The sequence below is a fragment of the Mesorhizobium sp. WSM3873 genome (genome assembly GCF_001672445.1).
Classification (GTDB): Bacteria; Pseudomonadota; Alphaproteobacteria; order Rhizobiales; family Rhizobiaceae; genus Mesorhizobium.
In genome coordinates, this window is sequence record NZ_LYTM01000008.1 from 31069 (window position 1) to 52377 (window position 21309).

Sequence of the window (21309 nt, forward strand, 5' to 3'; positions counted from 1 at the left end):
GGCGTCCGCAATGCGGGGTAAGCTTCAGTGGTTGGGAGGCCTGATGCCACCCGTTGCCATGTCGATGGTTATGCTGCCCGAAATCCTGACATCGGTGTCGCCGATCTTGAACGTACCGTTGCTGCCGGCTGGTAGTGCGTCGTCAGGCTCGGGCTGCGGCGCGGGCTTGGCGATGCGGTAGTCGCTGCTCACGCCGGGCAGTTTTTGTGTCGAATTGTCGTCTGCAAAAGCGGCGGTGCCGACCGCAAGCACGCCGGCGACTGCGACAACGGCAAAACCCAGATTCGTCAAGGAACGCGCTCGGATCATGCGCGAACTATAGAGGCGCGCCGAAGGCGAGGCCAGACGCGCCGCAATCAATTTGCCGCGCGGTCAGGCCGCCTTCTTGCGCGTGTCGTAGACATGGTCGACGAGGCCCCAGGCCTTCGCTTCCTCGGCGGTCATGAAATAGTCGCGGTCGAGCGTGCGCTCGACCTCGTCATAGGTCCGGCCGCAATGCTTGGCGTAAAGTTCCGTCATGTGGCGCTTGGTGCGCAGGATGTCCTCGGCGTGGCGCTGGATGTCGGAGGCCTGGCCCTGGAAGCCGCCGAGCGGCTGATGCAGCACGATCCTGGTGTTGGGCAGCGCGATGCGCCGACCGGGCGAGCCTGCCATCAACAGGAATGAACCCATCGAGGCGGCAAAGCCCATGCACACCGTCGACACCGGGCAGGAGATGTACTGCATAGTGTCGTAGATGGCGAAGCCGCTGGTCACCACGCCGCCCGGCGAGTTGATGTAGATCGATATCTCCTTGTCGGGATGGTCCGATTCCAGCGACAGGAGCTGCGCGCAGACCAGCGCCGACACGCCGTCATTGATCTCACCGTTGATGAAAACGATGCGTTCGCGCAGCAGCCGCGAGAAAATGTCGAAGGCGCGTTCGCCGCGGCTCGACTGCTCGATCACCATCGGCACGAGATTGGCAAAGGCGCTCATCGCAGATCTCCTCGGTTCTTTAGTCAAGCCGCGCGCAGCATCATGCTTGGCGCGTTGGCGGCAGCTGGGCTCTTGCGCGCGTGGAGCGAAATCCCGCAGCCGGCGCCGGAAACGGCGACGACAGGTTGCGCGACCGTCGCGAAACGATCATGGACGATGCTGAGATGCGTGCCGCCGGAAACCGTGCGCGCGAGCGTGAAGGTGACAATGCTGTCGAAGATGGGACCGTCGAATGCCGGTAGCCGGTCGGCAGCGTCCACGCCCGGTCGCTCGCGCCAGGAATAGCGCAGCAGCTTGCCGGGCTCGGCCTCGAGCACTTCGCACTCGATCGGCGCGTTTGGTCCGGCAAAGGCAAAGCGCTCGCCGATCGCCGGCTTGATGTCGTTGGGCATCAGCCAGGCGGCGAGCAGTTCCGGCTCGGTGAGCGCCCGCCAGACTTTTTCCGGCGGATCGGGAAGCTCGCATTCGAAGCTGAGCGGCGCGTTGGCCGCTGCCGGGTGTTTGGCAGTCGTCATTGGTCCATTTCCTTTAGAACCCGCTTCAAACGCTCGATGCGCTCCGGCCAGAAGGCGCGGTAGCGTTCGATCCAGCCGAGCAAGGGATCGAGCCCTTGAGGGTCGGCGCGGTAATAGGCGTTGCGACCGGCGCGCCGCTCGATCACCAGTCCGACGCCGCGCAGCACGGCAAGATGCTGCGAGACGGCCGGCTGCGACACGCTCACGCCGGCGCGCAGCTCGGACACCGTCAATTCGCCGGCCGCGAGCCGCTCGTAGACGGCGCGGCGTGTCGGATCGGCCAGGGCCCGGAAAATCTCTGCTTCGGTCATGCGCAAAGCATAAGTCGATACTTATTGGTTTGGCAAGCGCCGTTTTAGGCCGTCCAGCGTCTCACCGGCTCCGCCGCTCCGTCGAAGCTTGCCTCGAAGATTGGCGATGCGAGCACGGCATGGATGTGAAGCGTGCCGGAAGCCACGTTTCGAAAGCCATGCTTGCGGTGCGCGGGAATGATCAGGGACTGCCCGGCGGCAAGCACGGCCCGTCGGTCGTCGACCCACATTTCGGCTTCGCCGGCAATCACCGTCAGTACTTCCTCGACTTTATGCGCATGCGTTGGTGCGCCGGAACCCGGTCCGACCCACTGCTCGAATATGCAAAGGCCAGCCGCGCCATTGGCGGCGGCAACATGCATGCGGGTTTCGACCCCGGCGCGCCACGTTTCGCGCGGCTGATCCTCATGCGAAACAACGTTCATTCCGATGTCCCCTTTGTTTCCTGCTCAGGAATACTACCTGTTGCTGACATTCCTTGACAGAAACAGCGGTCAAGACTAGAACGAAAAGAGAACAAAAAACCTTGTGGGAAAAGCCAGCCTTCGCGGGCATGGGCGAACCGCAGGCTGTAAGGTGAGCGACTTAAAATTTGTTTCGGATGAGCGCGGAGAAGTACGATGGCGGGTAGCGTCAACAAGGTCATTCTGGTCGGCAATCTCGGGGCGGACCCTGAAATCCGCCGCCTGAATTCGGGCGACCCGGTCGTCAACATCCGCATCGCCACGTCGGAAAGCTGGCGCGACAAGAATTCCGGGGAGCGCAAGGAAAAGACGGAGTGGCACAATGTCGTCATCTTCAACGACCAGCTCGCCAAGGTGGCGGAGCAGTATTTGAAGAAGGGCATGAAGGTCTATGTCGAGGGCCAGCTGCAGACGCGCAAATGGCAGGATCAGACCGGCAACGATCGCTACACGACCGAGGTCGTACTGCAGAAATTCCGTGGCGAGCTGCAGATGCTCGACGCGCGCGGCGAAGGCGGCGGCCAGGTCGGCAGTTATGCCGGCGGCGGCAACACCCGGGGTTCCGATTTCGGCCAGTCGGGCCCGAACGAAGACTTCAGCCGTGGCGGCGGTGGCGGTTCCAGGGGCGGTGGCGGTGGTTCGTCGCGCGAGCTGGATGACGAGATTCCGTTCTGAAGGTCTCGCAATCGTCGTTTGAGGGGAAGGCGCGATGTCGCTCGGACCGTTGCTGACAGCGCCTCCTCCCATTCCATGGCACGCGTTCGCCGCCTTCGCCGCGCTGGCGATAGGCGGGGCGCAATTGGCATTGCCGAAAGGCACGACACGCCACCGCGTCTTGGGCTATGCCTGGGCCGCGCTGATGCTGGTCGTCGCCGTCTCGAGCTTCTGGATCCAGCAGATACGCCTGATCGGGCCGTTCAGCCCGATCCACATCCTGTCGATCCTGGTGGTTGTCACCGCCCCGCTGGCGGTCTGGTATGCGCACACCCATAAAGTGGCCGCGCATCGCAGCGCCATGATCAAGCTCTACCTATTTGCGCTGATCGGCGCCGGCATCTTCACGTTGGTGCCCGGCCGCATCATGCACACGGTCGTATTCGGCCAATAAACAATTTCGAGCGAAAGTGCGTCGCGGTTTTCCGTCCGGAATTGCCTATAGTTGATAGTTGCGGCGATAGTCCGCTTGCAAAGCAGCGTCTAAGGAAGATCATCGTGAAAGCACGCGTCAAATGGGTTGAGGAACGCACCTTTGTCGGCGAGTCCGGCAGCGGTCACAAAGTCGTGCTGGGCACGGCGCGTGGGCCGGAAGGCCGGACGCCAGGGCCGAGCCCAATGGAGCTGGTGCTGATCGGCACCGGCGGTTGCTCGGCCTACGACGTGGTCCACATCCTCGAAAAAGGTCGCGAGGCGGTCGAGGACTGCGTGGTCGAGCTGGACGCGGATCGTGCCGAGACGGAACCCCGCGTCTTCACCCGCATTCACATGCATTTCATCGTCAAGGGTCGCGCGCTGTCGCGCGACAAGGTGAAACGGGCGATCGACCTGTCGATCGAGAAATACTGCTCGGCCACCGCCATGATGGCCAAGACGGCGGCCGTCACGCATGATTTCGAGGTGGTCGATACAGCGGTGAAATAAGGCAGTAGGGATGCTGCTCAGGCAGCCATCAGCGCCCTGACGCCGTCGGCGACGAACTGCACCGCAAGCGCCGCCAGGATGACGCCGAGCAGCCTCGTCAGGATCGAGCGGCCGGTCTGGCCGAGGATGCGGTCGATGCGCTCTGCCAGCACGAACACCAGAAAGGTGAGCACAAGACAGATCGCGATGATGCCGACCAGCGCCGCTTGCGCGGCAAAGCCCTCGAAGTGTCCTGACAGCAGCACTGTCGCCGATATCGCGCCGGGACCGGCGATCAGCGGGATCGCCAGCGGAAAGGCGGCGATGTTGTGGATCATGTCCTTGGTGATGGCGACGTCGCCGATCTTCTCCTTGCGGTCCTGACGGCGCTCGAACACCATTTCGAAGGCGATGAAGAAAAGCAGGAAGCCGCCGGCGACGCGGAAGGCCGGCAGCGTGATGCCGAACACCGACAGGATCGAGGCGCCGGCGACGGCGAACAACGCCATCACCAGAAAGCCGATCACCGAAGCTCGCACCGAGACCTGCTGGCGCTCGTCCCGGTTCATGCCACGCGTGACGGCGAGGAAGAGCGGTGCCAGCCCGGGCGGATCGATGGTCACCAGGATGGTGACGAAGGCGTTGAACAGGGTGTCGAAGCTCGGCATCGCTGGTCCCCTCCCGCCTGGCGAAGCCCAAGCCCTGCATTCGTAGAGCAAAGCGGGAGCGGTGGGAACAGGACGGGAGGATTTCAGCCGGCTATTCAGCTTTGCTGCAATAAGCCTCGAGCCGGTAGCCGTCAGGGTCGATTACGAAGGCGGCGTAGTAGTTGTCGCCATAGGCGGCGCGCAGGCCGGGCCGGCCATTGTCCTTGCCACCCGCAAGCAAGGCCGCCGCATGGAAAGCGTCGACGCCGGCGCGTGTCGGTGCGGCAAAGCAGAAGTGCAGGCCGGAGTCCGCGTCGGCCCGGACCGGCCGGCCGGCCTCATTGACCCAGAGTTCTACGGTCCTGGCGCCGTAGCCGAGCGAGCCGGGTGACTGGCTGAGGCACGAGTAGCCGAGGGGCTCCAAAGCGGCGTCGTAGAAGCGTTTCGAGGCGTCGCAGTCGCGGACGCCGATCGAGATATGGTCAAGCATCGTTTTCTCCATGATTACAGGTGGTTGATCGGTCAGGCTGGAGTCGAGCGCCGCGCCAGGAACTCGACCTCCATGCGCCAGGTTTTGCCGCCGTCATGCGAACGCTCGCCAAGCCAGCGGAAGGCGTTCTCGGTGATGTGCGAAAAGCTCCAGCGCACCGAGGAGCCGGTGCCGTCGGCGCCGATCTGCACGATTGTGTCGCCTTCGGCGCGGCCGAGCTGGCGGCTGTAATACTGGTTGCGCGGATCGCTCCAGAAGATATGCCAGGCGTCCGCGCCGGGGTCGTAGACGCGCAACGTCGTGCCGTAGAAGGTCCATGGCCCGAGAGAGGCTTGCACCCCGGCATTCCGCGCCGGCAGGATCCAGACGTCCTGGACCGCCTTGCCCTCCAGAACCCAGCCGAAATGCACCTCGCCGCGCCCGGTTAGCCTGGTGCCGTCCTCCAGCGTGCGCGTGGCGTCGAAGGTCCAGGCGCCGATGAAACGGCCGTAGAGTTTCAGCTTTTCGGCGAGATCCGGATTGGGAGCGCCGCTGTGCAGGGCTTCGGCAAAGGGATCGGTCATGGCTGCTGCCTCGTTTGTCAGGAGAGGCGAGCAATAGGGGTATGGCGGGGTTCTGGGCTTGGGAAAAATTGCTATTTTTTCGCGATGGCGACGACTGAGAAAAACCTGGCCTCAGGGCATGGCTGGCAGGTATCCGACGTGATCTGCACGGCTCGCGCCGGCGACCGCCCGTTTGAAGAACAGCATCGCGGTTTCTGCGTCGCCGCCGTGACCAGAGGCACGTTCCGCTACCGGACGCGCCAGGGCACCGCAATGCTTGCTCCAGGCGCCATCCTGCTCGGCAATCCGGGCGCCTGCTACGAGTGCGGCCACGAGCACGGCGCGGGCGACCGCTGCCTCTCCTTCCATTTTTCGCCGGCCTATATGGAGCGCGTCGTCGCCGATGTGCCGGGCGCAAGCCGGCTCGGCTTTGCCGACCCACGCCTGCCGCCCTTGCCGGTGCTGGCGCCGTTGCTGGCGCAAGCGGAGGCGGCGCAGCAAACGGGCGACGGCGAGGCGTTCGAGGAACTCGGTCTGCGCATTGCCTGCGCGGTGGTCGGGGCTGCGGCCAATTCGTCTGAGGTTGCCTGGACACCCAGCGCCCGCGACCAGAAACGCGTAGCCGAGGCGGTGCGTTTGATCGAGCTCAACGCCGATCGCCCGCTTTCGCTGACCGAACTCGCCGACGGCACGGCGACCAGCCCGTATCATTTCCTGCGCACGTTCCGTCATGTCGCCGGCATGACGCCCTATCAGTTCCTGCTGAGGACCAGGCTGCATCGGGCCGCGGTGCGGCTATGCGCGTCGAACGAAGCGATCTCGACAATTGCTTTCGATGCCGGCTTCAACGACCTTTCGACCTTCAACCGGAGGTTCCGGCGCGAGATGGGAGAAGCGCCCGGCGCCTACCGCTGCAAACGGGCGGGCAGACGCGGGCATTAGCCAAGGCCGTTCGAGATCGACTTGGCCTGCGAGCTCAAAGTGTGGCTTTGGCCATATCGTCGCAATCAGCGGTATCCATTTGAAATTGCCGCCGAAATTGTCTTTGGAAAAGTGTCGTAGCCATTGGAGTTTCAGCCCGGCTTCCTATATAAGCGGCGAGTGATTCCCGACTGGATTGTGACCTGATTTGACCGACCAGAAGACACCGCGCGGGCCGGAGGGCGGCCCCACCGGCATCGAGCCGATTTCGATCATCGAGGAGATGCAGCGCTCCTATCTCGATTACGCCATGAGCGTGATCGTCAGTCGGGCGCTGCCCGACGTGCGCGACGGCCTGAAGCCGGTGCACCGCCGCATCCTCTATGCCTCGCATGAGAGCGGCTATCACTGGAACCGCAAATATGTGAAGTCGGCGCGCCCGGTCGCCGACGTGATGGGTAAATACCATCCGCATGGCGATGCCTCGATCTATGACGCGCTGGTGCGCATGGCCCAGGATTGGTCGCTGCGCGTGCCCCTGATCGACGGTCAGGGCAATTTCGGCTCGATCGACGGCGACCCACCGGCGGCGATGCGCTACACCGAGTCCCGGCTGACCAAGGTTGCGCATGAGCTGCTGGAGGACATCGACAAGGAAACCGTCGATTTCCAGGACACTTACGACGCCTCCGCCACCGAGCCCAAGGTGCTGCCGGCCCGCTTCCCGAACCTGCTCGTCAACGGCTCGGGCGGCATCGCCGTCGGCATGGCCACCAACATCCCGCCGCACAATCTGGCCGAAGTCTGCAACGGCGCCATCGCCATCATCGACAATCCGGCGATCGACCTGCCTGCGCTGATGGAGATCGTGCCCGGTCCGGATTTCCCGACCGGCGGCATCGTGCTTGGCCGCTCCGGCATCTACAATGCCTATTCGACGGGCCGCGGCTCGATCGTCATGCGCGGCCGCGTCAACATCGAGGCGCGCGGCAACGACCGTGAATCGATCATCATCACCGAGATTCCCTATCAGGTGAACAAGGCGGCGATGATCGAGAAGATGGCCGAACTCGTGCGCGAGAAGCGCATCGAGGGCATCTCCGACATCCGCGACGAGAGCGACCGCCAGGGCTACCGTGTCGTCGTCGAGCTCAAGCGCGAGGCGGTCGCCGACGTCATTTTGAACCAGCTTTACCGCTTCACGCCGCTGCAGACCTCGTTCGGCGCCAATATGGTCGCGCTGAACGGCGGCAAGCCGGAAGTGCTGACGCTGATCGACATGCTGAAGGCCTTTGTCGGCTTCCGCGAGGAGGTTATCAGCCGGCGCACGAAATATCTTCTGCGCAAGGCGCGCGAGCGCGCCCATGTGCTGGTCGGTCTCGCCATCGCCGTCGCCAACATCGATGAGGTGATCAAGCTGATCCGCACCGCGCCAGATCCGCAGACGGCGCGCGAGCAGTTAATGGAACGGCGCTGGCCATCGCACGACGTCGCTCCGCTGATCCAGCTGATCGATGATCCGCGCCACCGCATCAACGAGGACGGCACCTACAATCTATCCGAGGAGCAGGCCCGCGCCATCCTCGACCTGCGCCTGCAGCGCCTGACTGCGCTCGGCCGCGACGAGATCGCCGACGAGTTGAACAAGATCGGCGCTGAAATCCTTGATTATCTTGACATCTTGTCTTCTCGCGCGCGCATCCAGCAGATCGTCAAGGACGAGCTGATCGCCGTCCGTGACGAGTTCGGCACGCCGCGCCGCACGGAACTCGCCGAGGGCGGGGCGGACATGGAAGACGAAGACCTGATCCAGCGCGAGGACATGGTCGTCACGGTCAGCCATTCCGGCTACATCAAGCGCGTGCCGCTGTCGCTCTACCGGGCGCAGCGTCGCGGCGGCAAGGGCCGCTCCGGCATGTCGACCAAGGAAGAAGATTTCGTCACCCGGCTATTCGTCGCCAACACGCATACGCCGGTGCTGTTCTTCTCCTCGCGCGGCATCGTCTACAAGGAAAAGGTCTGGCGCCTGCCGGTCGGCAACCCACAGTCGCGCGGCAAGGCGCTGATCAACATGCTGCCGCTCGAGCAGGGCGAGCGCATCACCACCATCATGCCGCTGCCGGAGGACGAGACGAGCTGGGGCGAGCTCGACGTGATGTTCGCAACCACGCGCGGCACCGTGCGGCGCAACAAGCTGTCCGACTTCGTCCAGGTCAACCGCAACGGCAAGATCGCCATGAAGCTGGAGGAGGAAGGCGACGAAATCCTCGGCGTCGAGACCTGCACGGACAATGACGACGTGCTGCTGACGGCGAATTCCGGCCAGTGCATCCGCTTCTCGGTCTCCGATGTGCGCGTCTTCCAGAGCCGCAATTCCGTCGGCGTGCGCGGCATCGCCATGGCCGAAACCGACCGCGTGATCTCGATGTCGGTGATCGAACATGTAGATGCTTCACCGGCTGAGCGCGCGGCCTATCTCAAGCGTGCGGCATCCGAGCGTCGGCTTGCCGCCGGCGGTGCAGCCGAGGAGGAAGAGATCGCGCTGACCAATGAGGAGATCGGCGAGGAAGCCGAGCTTTCCGACGAGCGCTACGAATTCCTCAAGATGCACGAGCAGCTTGTGCTGACGGTGACCGAATACGGCTACGGCAAGCGTTCCTCGTCCTATGATTTCCGCCTGACGGGTCGCGGCGGCAAGGGCATCCGCGCCACGGATGTCTCGAAAGTGGCCGAGATCGGCCGGCTGGTCGCGACCTTCCCGGTCGGCAACGACGATCAGATCATGCTGGTATCGGATGGCGGCACCGTCATCCGGGTTCCGGTCGATGGCATCCGCTTCGCCAGCCGCGCCACCAAGGGCGTGACCATCTTCAACACCGCCGAGGGTGAGAAGGTGGTGTCGGTCGAGCGGATTTCGGAGCCGCAGTCGGACGAGGAAGCCGAGGAAGCGCCTTCGGGTGAAGCCGACACTGCAGAAGATCCGGGCGAGGGAAATCCCGAATAGCCTTACTGCGCGCCACCGGCCCCCGGGCCGGTGCGATCATGGCTGGAAGTCAGCGGCGATGGTACAGGTTGCGGCCTACGAAGCCATCGAGCCGCTTGGTGTTGGTCTTGATGCGCACCCGTGCCGCTTCCTGGTGCAACCCGAATGCGGTGGCGATCAGCATCACAATGGTCATTGCAGTGGCAAGCATGTAGATCAGCATTTGCGTGTTCTCCTGCGATCACAACGATAAAGATGGTGCTTTGGTTTCATCTCCTGAAGCGGCAAGCTGGTGAATGCTGCGTGAAGCGTTCGTGATTGTCGCATTCGTCTGTCGTTGACGTCCGTGAAAAGGTTCACGACCGGGTGCAGCAATGGGATTTGCCTTTGTCGGAGAGGCTCGCTAGAAGCCTGCCATGACCGAACGCACCGCCCTTTACGCCGGCTCCTTCGACCCGCTGACCAATGGTCACCTCGACGTGTTGAAGGCTTCGCTTGCCGTGGCCGACACCGTCTACGCTGCAATCGGCATTCATCCCGGCAAGACGCCGCTGTTTTCCTTCGAGGAACGCGTGAAGCTGATCGAGGCCGCGACCAAGGCGGAATTCGGCCGCGACAGCGACCGCATCGAGGTCGTCTCCTTCGATGGGCTGGTCATCGACGCCGCCAGGAAGCATGGCGCCTCGATCATCATCCGCGGCCTGCGCGACGGCACCGATCTCGACTATGAGATGCAGATGGCGGGCATGAACGAGACCATGGCGCCGGAGCTGCAGACGGTTTTCCTGCCGGCCAGCCCGTCTGTGCGCACCATTACCGCCACACTTGTCCGCCAGATTGCGTCGATGGGCGGCGACATCCGCCCGTTCGTGCCGGCGGCCGTCGTAGGCGCCCTCACTGCCAAATTCGCGAAATAGTGCATGTCGCCCAAAGGTGAATCCCGGTTTTGGGGCAACGACATGCACCCAAACAAAGACTTTCGGAGAACCTCATGCAGCTGAAAAAGCTCGCTTCGTTGCTTGTCGTGCTTGCCGGCGTTTTGGCGGCGTCCTTGCCGGCCTCGGCCGCCGACAAGGAAAACACCGTGATCATCACGCTGAAGGACGGTGACGTGACCGTCGCGCTGCGTCCCGATCTGGCGCCGAAGCATGTGGCGCAGATCAAGAAGCTGGTGCGCGAGGGCGCCTATGACAATGTCGCCTTCCACCGCGTCATCGACGGCTTCATGGCCCAGACCGGCGACGTCAAGTTCGGCAACATGAAGAAGGGTTTCAATCCCGAGGCTGTCGGCACGGGCGGATCCGACCTTCCCGATCTGCCTGCCGAGTTCTCGCAGACCGAGCAATTCACCCGCGGCGTGGTCGGCATGGCCCGCTCGCAGGACCCGAACTCGGCCAATTCCCAGTTCTTCATCATGTTCGCGCCGGCGCCGAACCTCGACGGGCAGTACACCATTGTCGGCAAGGTGGAGAGCGGCATGGATCTGGTGGACAAGATCAAGAAGGGCGATGAGGCGGACAACGGCACGGTCAAGGACCCGGACCGCATGATCAAAGTCCGCATCGCTGCCGACAACAAGTAACTGCTCGATTTTCAAAAGGATTTTCTGACATGGCTGAGATCAAGGACCGCGAGAACGCGCTCATCATGGAAACGACCAAGGGCGAGGTCGTCATCGAAATGTATCCGGACCTTGCGCCCGGTCATGTCGCGCGTATCAAGGAACTGGCGCGCGAGGGCGCCTATGACGGCGTGGTGTTCCACCGTGTCATCGACGGCTTCATGGCTCAGACCGGCGACGTCAAGTTCGGCAACTCCTCGAAGCCGACCTTTGCTCCGTCGCGCGCCGGCATGGGCGGCTCCGACAAGCCGGACCTCAAGGCCGAATTCTCCAACGCCAATCACGGCCGCGGCACCTGCTCGATGGCGCGTGCGCAGAACCCGAACTCGGCGAACTCGCAGTTCTTCATCTGCTTCGACGATGCCTCCTTCCTCAACCGCCAGTACACGGTCTGGGGCCAGGTTATCGAAGGCATGGAGAATGTCGACAAGATCAAGCGCGGCGAGCCGGTGCAGGATCCCGACAAGATCGTGTCGCTGAAGGTCGCGGCCGACGTCAAGTAAGGCATAGTACGATGATGGGCGCAGTCTGGTCCCTGCTCGGCATCCTGTCCGGCGCCTTCATCGCCATCCAGGCGCCGATCAACTCGCAACTGGCGCGCGGCCTCGGCCTTCCGGTCGCGGCCGCCGCTTTCTCGTTCCTGTCGGGCGCCGTCGTTCTCGGTATCATCGCGATCGCCGTGGTGAAGCTGCAGGGCCTCTCGCTCGACTGGAAGGCGCCGGCACCCTGGCTGTTCGTCGCCGGCGGCATGCTCGGCGGATTCTACGTCACGCTCTCCACCATTCTTACGCCGCGCATCGGCGCGGCGGCGCTGATGGCCTTCCTGGTTGCCGGCCAACTGATCGCCGGCATGCTGGTCGACCGTGCAGGCTTCCTTGGTGTTGCCGTGCGCGAGGTCTCGCTTGGCCGCGTGGCCGGCGCCGTGCTGCTGCTCGTTGGAGCGCTGCTCATCCGGCTCTACTGATGCGCGTCGATCTTTTCGACTTCGACCTGCCGGAGGAGCGCATTGCGCTGCGCCCGGCGGAGCCGCGTGACAGCGCCAAGCTATTGGTGGTCAAACCGGGCGAAACGCTGCGCGACCGCACCGTCAGCGATCTGCCGTCGCTGCTGAGAGAAGGCGACGTGCTGGTATTCAACGATACCAAGGTCATTCCGGCCCAGCTGAAAGGCATCCGCAAGCGCGGCGAGGCTATGGCGCAGGTCGAGGCCACGCTGCATATGCGGGTGGCGCCGGACCGCTGGCAGGCGTTCATGCGGCCCGGCAAGCGCATCGCCGTCGGCGACCGCATTCATTTCGGCCACGACCAGAATTCCTGCTTTCTCGGCCAGCTCGACGCGACGGTGATCGAGAAAGGCGAGGCGGGCGAGGTGTTGCTCGGCTTCGACCTCTCGGGCGTCTTTCTCGACGAGGCAATGCACGCCGTAGGCCATATCCCATTGCCGCCATACATCGCCTCGAAGCGAGATGACGACGAGCGCGACCGCAGCGACTACCAGACCATCTATGCCAGGGAAGAGGGCGCGGTCGCGGCCCCCACCGCCGGCCTGCATTTCACGCCGGAGTTGTTTGCAGCGCTCGAAGCCAAGGGCATCGAGCGGCGCTTCGTCACGCTGCATGTCGGCGCCGGCACTTTTTTGCCGGTTAAGGCCGACGACACCGCCGACCATAAGATGCACGCGGAAATGGGCTTGGTGAGCCAAGAAACGGCAGACGCGCTCAACGCTGCAAGGGCGCGGGGAGGGCGGCTTGTCGCCGTCGGCACGACCTCGCTGCGCCTTCTGGAAAGTGCTGCGCTTGAGGATGGCAGGATCGAGGCCTGGTCCGGGCCGACCGATATCTTCATCACCCCCGGCTACCGCTTCAAGACAGCTGACATGCTGATGACCAATTTCCATCTGCCGCGCTCGACGCTGTTCATGCTGGTCTCGGCCTTCAGCGGGCTGGAGGCGATGCGTTCGGCCTATGCGCATGCCATCGAGAGCCGCTACAGGTTCTACTCCTACGGGGACTCCAGCCTGCTTTGCCGAGCGGAGACGAGCGATGGACGATGATCTAGAGAGAATGGACCGCGAGGCGCTCATCGCGGAAGTGACGAAGCTGCGCGCCGGTATCCGCGCGCATCGCGATGCGACCGGCCATGACCTCTGCTGGCATCATCCCGACCTCTGGAACCTGCTGCCGGAGAAGACCGAGCCGGCGATCGCCGTGCCGCCGTGGCCGAAATTCATGCGCGGCTGCATCCGCTACCGGCAGTCGCTCGACGAGCAGGCACCCGGCGCCCCGGTGCACGACAAGGAATTCGATGGCTGAGACTTTCTCTTTCAAGCTGCTCGCCACCGACGGTAGGGCGCGGCGCGGCCTCATCAGCATGCCGCGCGGCGAGATCCGGACGCCGGCCTTCATGCCCGTCGGCACCGGCGGCACCGTCAAGGCCATGTATATGGATCAGGTGCGCGGCGTCGGCGCCGACATCATCCTCGGCAACACCTATCATTTGATGCTCAGGCCAGGCGCCGAGCGCGTGGCGAAGCTCGGCGGCCTGCATGAATTCGCGCGCTGGCCGCACCCGATCCTGACCGATAGCGGCGGCTTCCAGGTAATGTCGCTGTCGAAGCTGAGGAAGCTTAGCGAAACCGGCGTCACCTTCCGCTCGCATATCGACGGTGCGCGCTACGAGATGTCGCCGGAGCGGTCAATCGAAATCCAGGGGCTGCTCGATTCCGATATCCAGATGCAGCTCGACGAGTGTACGGCGCTTCCCGCCAAGCCGAAGGAAATCGAGCGCGCCATGGAACTGTCGCTGCGCTGGGCCGAACGCTGCAAGGCGGCGTTCGGCGATCAGCCGGGCAAGGCGATGTTCGGCATCGTGCAGGGCGGCGACAGTGCTGTGATGCGCGTGCGTTCGGCGCAGGCGCTGGCGGCGATGGACCTCAAAGGCTATGCCGTCGGTGGGCTGGCGGTCGGCGAGCCGCAGGCGGTGATGCTGGAGATGCTGGACATAACCTGCCCGGAACTGCCGGCCGACAGGCCGCGCTACCTGATGGGTGTCGGCACCCCGGACGACATCTTGAAATCCGTGGCATGCGGCATCGACATGTTCGACTGCGTGATGCCGACGCGCGCCGGCCGCCATGGTCTGGCCTATACGCGCCGCGGCAAGATCAACCTGCGCAACGCCCGCCATGCCGACGATCCGCGTCCGCTGGACGAGGAAAGCGACTGCCCGGCCGCGCGCGACTATTCGCGCGCCTATCTCCATCATCTCGTGCGCTCGCAGGAGTCGCTCGGCGCAATGCTGCTCACCTGGAACAACCTGTCCTACTACCAGAAGCTGATGCAGGACATCCGCGCCGCGATCGAGGCAAAAGCCTTCGAGACGCGCGCTGCCGAGATTTCGGAATGCTGGGCGAGGGGCGATCTGCCGGCGCTATGAACGCTTTTATGTGCTCACCGAAGTCGCGGCGCGCAGGCTGCAGCCGGTGATCTTAAAGCTGCCGTCGGGCTGCTGTTCGAGCGTGTACACCGCCTCATAGTCCTTGCCGTCGGGCCCGACGATCAGCACCTGCTGGACGATCGAGGCCGGCCCGGTCTGCTCCACCTTGCCGAAGGAATAGTTCTGCGGCCTGCGCACCGGCGCATAGCCGTTGGTCACCATGTTCATGAAGGTGTCGACGGTCGGGAAGATCCGCTTCACATTTGGCGCGGCGAAGCTGTAGGCGGTGGCGCCGTCATCGGCGAGAAAGGCCTTGAGCTGGCTGTCGATGACTGTTTGCGCCGCTTTGATCTCGGCGTCACCGGCGAAGGCCATGGATGCAAGAACCATCGGAACGAGAGCGAGTGCGAACAATACGCGGCGCATGGCCTGTCTCCAGAATTCGCGTGGAACAACTATCATACGCTGGCCGGCGTGCCGTGGTTTCACCGTTTCGCAGATTTCTTGCCTGCATGGATGCCTCCGCTAGGACCTGACCTGAGGTGTTCCCGAACTGTCCTTGGTGGAGTCCCCGGGCCAGTGTGGCATGCCGATGGCGGAGTTGCGGCAAGCGGCCGCCAAGGCGCGTGCAGCCTGATGCTTGAAAGCCCGTCGCCAGTCTGCCACAAGGGCCGCTCATTCGCGAAGACTGGCAGGACTGGGAAATGAAGGCATTTTTCGTGCAGATAAAGTGCGATCTGGGCAAAGCCTATGAGGTCGCCAGCGCGCTCGCCGATGCCGAGATCGCCTCCGAAATCTATTCGACCGCCGGCAATTACGACCTGCTCGCAAAATTCTATGTCGACGACGAGGAAGACATCGGCCACTTCATCAATGAACGGGTGCAGATCCTGCCTGGAATCAAGGACACCTTCACCATCGTCACTTTCCGGGCGTTCTGATTTGCCGTTTGATGCCCGCTCACCGGGCATGAACTGACCCGGCGTCGCTCCCGCTGCCCTAATCGTAGGCAATTTGCATAGGACGGCCGCCAGCGCCGCCCAAATCATCGATTGCGCTTGATTTTCTCCAGCCGGGCCAGTGAAATGGCTTCAGAGGGGAGTACGCGATTGGCAGCGTTCGACGAAATGCTTCCGGAAGTCTCCGGATTGAGAAGACCATATCAGGCTTATGATCGCTGGCTGAAGGAACAGGACCCGGCCAGGCTCACCCAGAAAATGGAGGACGCCGAACGCGTCTTCCGCAAGACCGGCATCACCTTCGCCGTCTATGGCGAGCAGGAAGCTTCCGAACGGCTGATCCCCTTCGACATCGTCCCGCGCATCATTTCCGGCCAGGAATGGCGCCGGCTGACGCAGGGCATCGAGCAGCGCGTGCAGGCGCTCAACGCCTTTCTCGACGATATCTACCACCGCCAGGAAATCCTGCGCGCCGGGCGCGTTCCCAAGGAGCTGGTGGCGAAGAATGAAGCGTTCCTGCCGGAGATGATCGGTGTGAGACCGCCGGCCGGCGTCTACACCCATATCATCGGCGTCGACATCGTGCGCATCAGCGAGAATGAATTCTACGTGCTCGAGGACAATGCCCGCACGCCGTCGGGCGTCTCCTACATGCTGGAGAACCGCGAGACGATGATGCAGCTCTTCCCGGAGCTGTTCCAGCAGATCAAGGTGCGGCCGGTCGAGAACTACCCGCAACTGCTGCGCCAGTCGCTGGCGGCGGTGCGGCCGCAGAGCGCAAAGGGCGCGCCGACCATCGCGGTGCTGACGCCGGGCAGCTACAACTCCGCCTATTTCGAGCACGCCTTCCTCGCCGACCAGATGGGGGTGCAACTGGTCGAAGGACAGGATCTGCGCGTGGTCGACGGCCATGTCACGATGCGCACCACCGAAGGCTACAAGCAGATCGACGTGCTTTACCGGCGCGTGGACGACGCCTTCCTCGATCCGCTGACCTTCCGGCCGGATTCCGCGCTCGGCGTGCCGGGCATCATGGATGTCTATCGGGCCGGCAACATCACCATCGCTAACGCGCCGGGCACCGGCATTGCCGACGACAAGGCGATCTATTCCTACATGCCCGAGATCGTCGAGTTCTACACAGGCCGCAAGGCGATCCTCGGCAACATCCCGACCTGGCGCTGCTCGGAGCCCGACAGCCTGAAATATGTGCTGGAGCACATCGGCGAGCTTGTCATCAAGGAAGTGCACGGCTCCGGCGGCTACGGCATGCTGGTCGGCCCCGCGGCGACCAAGAAGGAATGCGAGGCGTTCGCCAAGAAGCTGCAGGCCAAACCCGGCAACTACATCGCCCAGCCGACGCTCGCGCTGTCGACATGCCCGATCCTGACCGAGAAGGGGCTGTCGCCGCGCCATGTCGATCTTAGGCCTTACGTGCTGGTTTCGGATCGTATCCAGATTGTCCCGGGCGGCCTGACTCGCGTCGCGCTCAAGGAGGGGTCGCTTGTGGTCAACTCCTCGCAAGGCGGTGGGACGAAGGATACGTGGGTGTTGGATGATTAAAGAGCGAATAGAGAGTAGCGAATAGCGAATAGGGAATAGGGAAAGAGGGGAATCCGACGCAATCAATTCTTACAGAGACCTAATTGTTTGGAAGGTGGCCAAACTGACGAAATCGGAAAAATGCTGCGATCGATGATCAGGAGCCTTCAACAGAGATCATGAAATCTTTTTTTCGCTACTCGCTACTCACTATTCGCTATTCGCTCGACACCGGAGCAAGCTGACATGCTTCTCGGCCGCACCGCCAACGGTCTCTACTGGATGAACCGCTATATAGAGCGGGCCGAAAACATGGCGCGCCTGGTCGATGCCGGCCTGCGCATGGCGCTGACGCGCACGCAGAACGCGTCGGAGGAATGGAACTCCGTCCTGCTCAGCGCCGGTTCCGACCTTGCCTTCTCGCAGAAATACCAGGACTACACCGTCGCCAACGTCTCGGATTTCCTGCTGCGCGACACTTCGAATCCGTCGAGTACGATGGCCTCGATCGAGACGGCGCGCAACAATGCGCGCATGGTGCGCACAGCGCTGACGCGCGAGACCTGGGAGAGCATCAACGAGGCCTGGATGTCGCTGAAGCGGATGCTGGCACGGCCGATCGACGAGCGCGATCTGCCGACGGTGCTCGACGCGATCAAGCGCGAGACGGCGCTGATCCGCGGCTCGTTCTACGGCACGATGCTGCGCAACGAGATCTTCGACTTCTCGCAGCTCGGCACCTATGTGGAGCGCGCCGACAACACGGCCCGCATCCTCGACGTGAAATATTATGTGCTCTTGCCGTCGATCTCCTGGGTGGGCTCGACACTCGACAATTATCAATGGGAATCGATCCTGCGCTCGGTGTCGGCGCACCGCTCCTACCGGTGGGTGTATGACGCGGACTACAAGCCGACCAACATCGCCGACTATCTGATCCTCAATGTCCGCATGCCGCGCTCGCTGACCTTCTGCTATCGCTTCCTGGGCGAGCATCTGAGATTCCTCGCCGACGACTATGGCGAGCGCCATGCCTGCCACGCCACCGCCGAGAAAATTCAGACGATGCTGAAGAAAGGGTCGATCAAGGATATTTTCGACCACGGCCTGCATGAATTCCTGGCGGAATTCATTCGTGACAACACCAGGCTGGGGGATGAGATCGCCTTGGACTACCGGTTCTACTGAGCGCTGGAGAGACAGGCGCCATGCGGCTCAAGATCACACACCGGACCGAGTACCGCTACGATGCACCGGTGCAGTACCTGTTGCAGCGGCTGCGCCTGATGCCGGTTAGCGGATCGACTCAGACGGTTGCGTCCTGGGTGATCAAAATCGACGGCGCGCGAGAGGAGGTTCGCTTCACGGACCATTTCGGCAATGACACGCAGTTGGTGAGCGCCGAGGGCGGCCAGCACACCATCATAGTCGAGGCGGCGGGCGAGGTGACGACGCGCGACACCGCCGGTGTGTCCGGTGCGCATCATGGTTTCGCGCCGCTCTGGCTGTTCAGCCAGCAAACGCCGCTTACGACCGTCGGCGACGGCATTCGCGACCTGGCCGCTTCGGTCGGGGAGGGGACGGATATCGACAGGCTGCACAAGCTGATGGGCGCGATCCGGGAGCGCGTCGCCTATAAGCCCGGGACGACCAGCGCCGTGACGCCGGCGGAAGAAGCGCTAACGCTGAAGGCCGGTGTCTGCCAGGATCACAGCCACATCTTCACCGCCGTGGCGCGCGTGATGGGCTTCCCCGCGCGCTATATCAGCGGCTATCTGATGATGGATGCCTCGGTCGAGCAGGCGGCAAGCCATGCCTGGGCAGAAGCGCATGTGCCGGGCCTGGGATGGGTTGCCTTTGATCCCGCCAACGGTATCTCTCCCGACGAACGCTATGTAAGAGTGGCGGCGGGTCGGGACTATAGCGATGCCTCGCCTGTGTCGGGAATACTGCTGGGGCAAGCGGAAGAGAAGCTTGCCGTCACCGTCACGGTAGAGCAGTAGTCTCTGCCAAGATTCACCAGAAGAGCGACCATGACCTATTGCGTCGGCCTCAAGATCGATCGTGGACTCGTGTTCATGTCGGACACGCGCACCAATGCCGGCATGGATTCGATTTCGACCTTCAGGAAAATGCATGTCTGGGAAGAGCCTGGCGAGCGCGTCATCGTGCTGATGTCTGCAGGCAATCTTGCCACGACGCAAGCCGTGGTCAGCCTGCTGGACGAGCGCAACAAGGCGGCCGGCGACCGTCACGAGAAGCTGCTCGAGACCCCGTCAATGTACCAGACGGTGCGGCTGGTCGGCGAGACGGTGAAAGAGGTGATCGCACACTCTTCGCCGGCCGGCGATCAGGCGGATTCCTATTTCAACGCCTCCTTCATCCTCGGCGGCCAAATCAAGGGCAGCCAACCCCGGCTGTTCATGATCTATCCCGAGGGCAATTTCATCGAGTCGACCGACGACACGCCATTCTTCCAGATCGGCGAGACCAAATACGGCAAGCCGATCATCATCCGTGCCTATGACCGTACGATGAGCCTGGCCGAGACGGTGAAGCTGCTGTTGGTCTCCTTCGACTCGACGCTGAAGTCGAACCTGTCGGTCGGCCTGCCGCTCGACCTGCTCTTCCTGGAACTGGATGCTTTCAAGGTCGGCCTGAAGAAGCGGATCGGTCATGACGACCAATATTACCGAACGATATCGGATGGCTGGTCCAACGCGCTAAAGGCGGCCTTCGCCAGCCTGCCCGATTTTCCCGGCTAGGGCGTTCGCCTACGAAGCGGTTGCCTCATTATATTTAACATGGTCGAAGTGGCGGGCCGATCAAGGTCCGGCGGCTGCTGAGAGGATACATGGACAAGAAAGAATTCCGCGATTGGTCGAGGCGAGCCGCGGATTGGGGCGTGGACTACCGGTCCAGCCTGCGCGATCGTCCGGTGCGGCCGGCGATCGCGCCCGGCGACATATTCAGGAGCATCGAAGAGTCGCCGCCCGAGACGGCCGAGCCGATGGAAAAAATCTTCGCCGATTTCGAAACGAAGATCGTGCCCGGGATGACGCATTGGCAGCATCCGCGCTTCTTCGCCTATTTCCCGGCCAATGCGGCGCCGGTCTCGGTGGTGGCCGAGTATCTCGTCTCGGCGATGGCCGCGCAGTGCATGCTGTGGCAGACCTCGCCGGCGGCGACAGAGCTCGAGACGCGTATCGTCGACTGGATGCGCCAGGCGCTGGGCCTGCCCGAAGGATTCTCCGGTGTCATTCAGGATTCGGCTTCGTCGGCGACGCTTGCCGCGGTGCTCACCATACGCGAGCGGGCGCTTGACTGGCAGGGAAACAGACAAGGTCTCGCCGGCCAGGCGAAGCTGCGTGTCTATTGCTCCAACCAGGTTCACACCTCGATCGACCGAGCGATCTGGGTCGCCGGCATCGGCGAGGAGAATCTCATCCGTATCCCGGTAACCGGTCGTTTTCGCGCGATGGACACGCCGGCGCTCGAGGCGGCAATTATCGCCGATCGCGAGGCCGGCCTGCTGCCGGCGGGCATTATCGCCTGCGTCGGCGGCACCAGCACCGGCGGCACCGATGACATCGCTGCCGTAGCGGCTGTGGCGAAGCGGCACGGCCTTTACCTGCACGTCGATGCGGCCTGGGCCGGGTCGGCAATGATCTGCCCGGAGTACCGGCATTTCTGGGCCGGTGTCGAGAGCGCCGATTCCATCGTCTTCAATCCTCACAAATGGCTCGGCGCGCAATTCGACTGCTCGATCCAGTTCGTCAGCCAACCGGAAGACCTTGTGCGCACGCTGGCCATCAAGCCGGACTATCTCAAGACCGGAGGTCATGACGGCATCATCAATTATTCGGAATGGTCGGTGCCGCTCGGCCGCCGCTTCCGTGCGCTGAAACTCTGGTTCCTGCTGCGCGCCCACGGGCTGGAAGGATTGCGCAAGATGATCCGAAACCATATAGCCTGGAGCGAGGGCCTTGCCGCACGGCTGGTCGGGGAAGCGGATTTCGAGCTCGTCACCGAGCCGATGCTGTCGCTGTTCTCGTTCCGCCATCGCGCCCCTCAGGGTGCCGATCCAGACGAGCACAATTTGCGTCTCGTCGATGCCATCAACACGGACGGACGCATCTATCTGACGCAAACGCGCGTCGATGGTCGGGTGGCGATCCGCTTTCAGGCGGGACAGTTCGAGACCACGGCCGGCGATATTGATGCGGCCTTCGATGTCGTCACAGAGATTGCCCGTCGGCTTACCCTTGAGGCGACAAACTGATTG

Annotated in this window: 28 protein-coding genes; 18 read left to right on the forward strand and 10 right to left on the reverse strand. The window is 63.0% G+C overall.

Annotation, left to right across the window (positions count from 1 at the left end):
* Nucleotides 1-24 precede the first annotated feature (24 nt).
* The 5 genes from A9K71_RS07125 to A9K71_RS07145 form a co-directional block, all read right to left on the reverse strand.
* Entirely contained in the window at nucleotides 25-291 is a 267-nt protein-coding gene (locus A9K71_RS07125; RefSeq protein WP_095777817.1) for a hypothetical protein, read from the reverse strand.
* Nucleotides 292-372: 81 nt separating this feature from the next.
* Nucleotides 373-978 (reverse strand): ATP-dependent Clp protease proteolytic subunit, encoded by a 606-nt coding sequence (locus A9K71_RS07130; protein ID WP_066992448.1) that lies wholly within the window; start codon nucleotides 976-978, stop codon nucleotides 373-375.
* A gap of 23 nt (nucleotides 979-1001) precedes the next feature.
* Nucleotides 1002-1493, reverse strand: a complete 492-nt coding sequence (locus tag A9K71_RS07135) for an SRPBCC domain-containing protein (RefSeq protein ID WP_066992450.1) — start codon at nucleotides 1491-1493, stop codon at nucleotides 1002-1004.
* The gene (locus A9K71_RS07140; RefSeq protein WP_066992453.1) at nucleotides 1490-1804 is read right to left on the reverse strand and encodes a metalloregulator ArsR/SmtB family transcription factor; all 315 of its coding nucleotides are present in this window, start codon (nucleotides 1802-1804) and stop codon (nucleotides 1490-1492) included. The genes A9K71_RS07135 and A9K71_RS07140 overlap by 4 nt, the downstream gene beginning before the upstream one ends.
* Before the next feature lie 44 nt (nucleotides 1805-1848).
* Nucleotides 1849-2229: a cupin domain-containing protein gene (locus tag A9K71_RS07145; protein ID WP_066992456.1), complete on the reverse strand. Its 381-nt coding sequence runs from the start codon at nucleotides 2227-2229 to the stop codon at nucleotides 1849-1851.
* A 195-nt stretch (nucleotides 2230-2424) separates the two neighbouring features.
* Here A9K71_RS07145 and A9K71_RS07150 point away from each other — a divergent pair, with 195 nt between their 5' ends.
* The 3 genes from A9K71_RS07150 (at nucleotide 2425) to A9K71_RS07160 (ending at nucleotide 3906) form a co-directional block, all read left to right on the forward strand.
* Nucleotides 2425-2943, forward strand: a complete 519-nt coding sequence (locus A9K71_RS07150) for a single-stranded DNA-binding protein (RefSeq protein ID WP_066992458.1) — start codon at nucleotides 2425-2427, stop codon at nucleotides 2941-2943.
* A 34-nt stretch (nucleotides 2944-2977) separates the two neighbouring features.
* Nucleotides 2978-3376: a DUF2306 domain-containing protein gene (locus A9K71_RS07155; protein ID WP_066992460.1), complete on the forward strand. Its 399-nt coding sequence runs from the start codon at nucleotides 2978-2980 to the stop codon at nucleotides 3374-3376.
* A 104-nt stretch (nucleotides 3377-3480) separates the two neighbouring features.
* On the forward strand, nucleotides 3481-3906 hold the full coding sequence (locus A9K71_RS07160) for an OsmC family protein (RefSeq protein WP_066992463.1): 426 nt from the start codon (nucleotides 3481-3483) through the stop codon (nucleotides 3904-3906).
* A gap of 17 nt (nucleotides 3907-3923) precedes the next feature.
* On the opposite strand, the gene A9K71_RS07165 is transcribed toward A9K71_RS07160, so the two are convergent.
* The 3 genes from A9K71_RS07165 to A9K71_RS07175 all read right to left on the reverse strand — a co-directional run bounded on the left by A9K71_RS07165 (nucleotide 3924) and on the right by A9K71_RS07175 (nucleotide 5585).
* Complete coding sequence (locus tag A9K71_RS07165) at nucleotides 3924-4553, reverse strand: MarC family protein (RefSeq protein ID WP_066992466.1); 630 nt, start codon at nucleotides 4551-4553, stop codon at nucleotides 3924-3926.
* Nucleotides 4554-4644: 91 nt separating this feature from the next.
* On the reverse strand, nucleotides 4645-5022 hold the full coding sequence (locus A9K71_RS07170; RefSeq protein WP_066992772.1) for a VOC family protein: 378 nt from the start codon (nucleotides 5020-5022) through the stop codon (nucleotides 4645-4647).
* 32 nt (nucleotides 5023-5054) lie between these two features.
* Nucleotides 5055-5585, reverse strand: a complete 531-nt coding sequence (locus A9K71_RS07175; RefSeq protein WP_066992469.1) for a hypothetical protein — start codon at nucleotides 5583-5585, stop codon at nucleotides 5055-5057.
* Nucleotides 5586-5669: 84 nt separating this feature from the next.
* Here A9K71_RS07175 and A9K71_RS07180 point away from each other — a divergent pair, with 84 nt between their 5' ends.
* Both A9K71_RS07180 and gyrA read left to right on the forward strand, forming a co-directional pair.
* A complete protein-coding gene (locus tag A9K71_RS07180; RefSeq protein ID WP_066992475.1) occupies nucleotides 5670-6506 on the forward strand; it encodes an AraC family transcriptional regulator in 837 nt (278 codons plus the stop codon).
* 187 nt (nucleotides 6507-6693) lie between these two features.
* Entirely contained in the window at nucleotides 6694-9489 is a 2796-nt protein-coding gene (gyrA, locus tag A9K71_RS07185) for a DNA gyrase subunit A (protein WP_066992478.1), read from the forward strand.
* 49 nt (nucleotides 9490-9538) lie between these two features.
* Here the strand turns inward: gyrA and A9K71_RS30000 are convergent, their stop codons facing one another.
* Nucleotides 9539-9691: a hypothetical protein gene (locus tag A9K71_RS30000; protein ID WP_082953674.1), complete on the reverse strand. Its 153-nt coding sequence runs from the start codon at nucleotides 9689-9691 to the stop codon at nucleotides 9539-9541.
* Between the two features lie 193 nt (nucleotides 9692-9884).
* On the opposite strand from A9K71_RS30000, the gene coaD reads away from it, so the two are divergent.
* From coaD to tgt, 7 genes are all read left to right on the forward strand, one after another.
* Nucleotides 9885-10385 (forward strand): pantetheine-phosphate adenylyltransferase, encoded by a 501-nt coding sequence (gene coaD, locus A9K71_RS07190; RefSeq protein WP_066992481.1) that lies wholly within the window; start codon nucleotides 9885-9887, stop codon nucleotides 10383-10385.
* Between the two features lie 74 nt (nucleotides 10386-10459).
* Nucleotides 10460-11050 carry a peptidylprolyl isomerase gene (locus A9K71_RS07195; RefSeq protein ID WP_066992484.1) on the forward strand — a complete coding sequence of 197 codons (591 nt, stop codon included), beginning with the start codon at nucleotides 10460-10462 and terminating at the stop codon, nucleotides 11048-11050.
* A 29-nt stretch (nucleotides 11051-11079) separates the two neighbouring features.
* On the forward strand, nucleotides 11080-11592 hold the full coding sequence (locus tag A9K71_RS07200) for a peptidylprolyl isomerase (RefSeq protein WP_066992487.1): 513 nt from the start codon (nucleotides 11080-11082) through the stop codon (nucleotides 11590-11592).
* An 11-nt stretch (nucleotides 11593-11603) separates the two neighbouring features.
* Nucleotides 11604-12053, forward strand: a complete 450-nt coding sequence (locus A9K71_RS07205; RefSeq protein ID WP_066992491.1) for a DMT family transporter — start codon at nucleotides 11604-11606, stop codon at nucleotides 12051-12053.
* Nucleotides 12053-13141: a tRNA preQ1(34) S-adenosylmethionine ribosyltransferase-isomerase QueA gene (gene queA, locus A9K71_RS07210; protein WP_066992494.1), complete on the forward strand. Its 1089-nt coding sequence runs from the start codon at nucleotides 12053-12055 to the stop codon at nucleotides 13139-13141. The genes A9K71_RS07205 and queA overlap by 1 nt, the downstream gene beginning before the upstream one ends.
* Nucleotides 13131-13400 (forward strand): hypothetical protein, encoded by a 270-nt coding sequence (locus A9K71_RS07215; protein WP_066992497.1) that lies wholly within the window; start codon nucleotides 13131-13133, stop codon nucleotides 13398-13400. The genes queA and A9K71_RS07215 overlap by 11 nt, the downstream gene beginning before the upstream one ends.
* Nucleotides 13393-14523, forward strand: a complete 1131-nt coding sequence (tgt, locus tag A9K71_RS07220) for a tRNA guanosine(34) transglycosylase Tgt (RefSeq protein WP_066992499.1) — start codon at nucleotides 13393-13395, stop codon at nucleotides 14521-14523. Before A9K71_RS07215 ends, tgt begins: the two co-directional genes overlap by 8 nt.
* A gap of 6 nt (nucleotides 14524-14529) precedes the next feature.
* On the opposite strand, the gene A9K71_RS07225 is transcribed toward tgt, so the two are convergent.
* Nucleotides 14530-14949, reverse strand: coding sequence for a DUF4864 domain-containing protein (locus A9K71_RS07225; protein WP_066992501.1), 420 nt, complete (start codon nucleotides 14947-14949; stop codon nucleotides 14530-14532).
* 278 nt (nucleotides 14950-15227) lie between these two features.
* Here A9K71_RS07225 and A9K71_RS07230 point away from each other — a divergent pair, with 278 nt between their 5' ends.
* The 6 genes from A9K71_RS07230 (at nucleotide 15228) to A9K71_RS07255 (ending at nucleotide 21306) form a co-directional block, all read left to right on the forward strand.
* The gene (locus A9K71_RS07230) at nucleotides 15228-15464 is read left to right on the forward strand and encodes an Lrp/AsnC ligand binding domain-containing protein (protein ID WP_066992504.1); all 237 of its coding nucleotides are present in this window, start codon (nucleotides 15228-15230) and stop codon (nucleotides 15462-15464) included.
* A gap of 168 nt (nucleotides 15465-15632) precedes the next feature.
* Nucleotides 15633-17045, forward strand: coding sequence for a circularly permuted type 2 ATP-grasp protein (locus A9K71_RS07235; RefSeq protein WP_066992507.1), 1413 nt, complete (start codon nucleotides 15633-15635; stop codon nucleotides 17043-17045).
* Nucleotides 17046-17270: 225 nt separating this feature from the next.
* Entirely contained in the window at nucleotides 17271-18212 is a 942-nt protein-coding gene (locus tag A9K71_RS07240) for an alpha-E domain-containing protein (protein WP_066992511.1), read from the forward strand.
* 20 nt (nucleotides 18213-18232) lie between these two features.
* Nucleotides 18233-19027 carry a transglutaminase family protein gene (locus A9K71_RS07245; RefSeq protein ID WP_066992514.1) on the forward strand — a complete coding sequence of 265 codons (795 nt, stop codon included), beginning with the start codon at nucleotides 18233-18235 and terminating at the stop codon, nucleotides 19025-19027.
* A gap of 30 nt (nucleotides 19028-19057) precedes the next feature.
* Nucleotides 19058-19789: a peptidase gene (locus tag A9K71_RS07250; protein WP_066992517.1), complete on the forward strand. Its 732-nt coding sequence runs from the start codon at nucleotides 19058-19060 to the stop codon at nucleotides 19787-19789.
* Nucleotides 19790-19878: 89 nt separating this feature from the next.
* Nucleotides 19879-21306 carry a pyridoxal-dependent decarboxylase gene (locus tag A9K71_RS07255; protein WP_066992520.1) on the forward strand — a complete coding sequence of 476 codons (1428 nt, stop codon included), beginning with the start codon at nucleotides 19879-19881 and terminating at the stop codon, nucleotides 21304-21306.
* Nucleotides 21307-21309: the final 3 nt, after the last annotated feature.

What these genes read in the sequence shown, in the direction of transcription:
- A9K71_RS07140 (WP_066992453.1), bottom strand. Translation starts at nt 1,804, where the DNA reads ATGACCGAAGCAGAGATTTTCCGGGCCCTGGCCGATCCGACACGCCGC.
- A9K71_RS07215 (WP_066992497.1), top strand. Translation starts at nt 13,131, where the DNA reads ATGGACGATGATCTAGAGAGAATGGACCGCGAGGCGCTCATCGCGGAA.
- A9K71_RS07240 (WP_066992511.1), top strand. Translation starts at nt 17,271, where the DNA reads ATGCTTCTCGGCCGCACCGCCAACGGTCTCTACTGGATGAACCGCTAT.
- A9K71_RS07155 (WP_066992460.1), top strand. Translation starts at nt 2,978, where the DNA reads ATGTCGCTCGGACCGTTGCTGACAGCGCCTCCTCCCATTCCATGGCAC.
- A9K71_RS07150 (WP_066992458.1), top strand. Translation starts at nt 2,425, where the DNA reads ATGGCGGGTAGCGTCAACAAGGTCATTCTGGTCGGCAATCTCGGGGCG.
- A9K71_RS07200 (WP_066992487.1), top strand. Translation starts at nt 11,080, where the DNA reads ATGGCTGAGATCAAGGACCGCGAGAACGCGCTCATCATGGAAACGACC.
- A9K71_RS07145 (WP_066992456.1), bottom strand. Translation starts at nt 2,229, where the DNA reads ATGAACGTTGTTTCGCATGAGGATCAGCCGCGCGAAACGTGGCGCGCC.
- A9K71_RS07175 (WP_066992469.1), bottom strand. Translation starts at nt 5,585, where the DNA reads ATGACCGATCCCTTTGCCGAAGCCCTGCACAGCGGCGCTCCCAATCCG.
- A9K71_RS07230 (WP_066992504.1), top strand. Translation starts at nt 15,228, where the DNA reads ATGAAGGCATTTTTCGTGCAGATAAAGTGCGATCTGGGCAAAGCCTAT.
- coaD (WP_066992481.1), top strand. Translation starts at nt 9,885, where the DNA reads ATGACCGAACGCACCGCCCTTTACGCCGGCTCCTTCGACCCGCTGACC.
- tgt (WP_066992499.1), top strand. Translation starts at nt 13,393, where the DNA reads ATGGCTGAGACTTTCTCTTTCAAGCTGCTCGCCACCGACGGTAGGGCG.
- A9K71_RS07165 (WP_066992466.1), bottom strand. Translation starts at nt 4,553, where the DNA reads ATGCCGAGCTTCGACACCCTGTTCAACGCCTTCGTCACCATCCTGGTG.
- A9K71_RS07245 (WP_066992514.1), top strand. Translation starts at nt 18,233, where the DNA reads ATGCGGCTCAAGATCACACACCGGACCGAGTACCGCTACGATGCACCG.
- A9K71_RS07255 (WP_066992520.1), top strand. Translation starts at nt 19,879, where the DNA reads ATGGACAAGAAAGAATTCCGCGATTGGTCGAGGCGAGCCGCGGATTGG.
- A9K71_RS07250 (WP_066992517.1), top strand. Translation starts at nt 19,058, where the DNA reads ATGACCTATTGCGTCGGCCTCAAGATCGATCGTGGACTCGTGTTCATG.
- A9K71_RS07170 (WP_066992772.1), bottom strand. Translation starts at nt 5,022, where the DNA reads ATGCTTGACCATATCTCGATCGGCGTCCGCGACTGCGACGCCTCGAAA.
- A9K71_RS07195 (WP_066992484.1), top strand. Translation starts at nt 10,460, where the DNA reads ATGCAGCTGAAAAAGCTCGCTTCGTTGCTTGTCGTGCTTGCCGGCGTT.
- A9K71_RS07225 (WP_066992501.1), bottom strand. Translation starts at nt 14,949, where the DNA reads ATGCGCCGCGTATTGTTCGCACTCGCTCTCGTTCCGATGGTTCTTGCA.
- A9K71_RS07130 (WP_066992448.1), bottom strand. Translation starts at nt 978, where the DNA reads ATGAGCGCCTTTGCCAATCTCGTGCCGATGGTGATCGAGCAGTCGAGC.
- A9K71_RS30000 (WP_082953674.1), bottom strand. Translation starts at nt 9,691, where the DNA reads ATGCTGATCTACATGCTTGCCACTGCAATGACCATTGTGATGCTGATC.
- queA (WP_066992494.1), top strand. Translation starts at nt 12,053, where the DNA reads ATGCGCGTCGATCTTTTCGACTTCGACCTGCCGGAGGAGCGCATTGCG.
- A9K71_RS07135 (WP_066992450.1), bottom strand. Translation starts at nt 1,493, where the DNA reads ATGACGACTGCCAAACACCCGGCAGCGGCCAACGCGCCGCTCAGCTTC.
- A9K71_RS07180 (WP_066992475.1), top strand. Translation starts at nt 5,670, where the DNA reads ATGGCGACGACTGAGAAAAACCTGGCCTCAGGGCATGGCTGGCAGGTA.
- A9K71_RS07205 (WP_066992491.1), top strand. Translation starts at nt 11,604, where the DNA reads ATGATGGGCGCAGTCTGGTCCCTGCTCGGCATCCTGTCCGGCGCCTTC.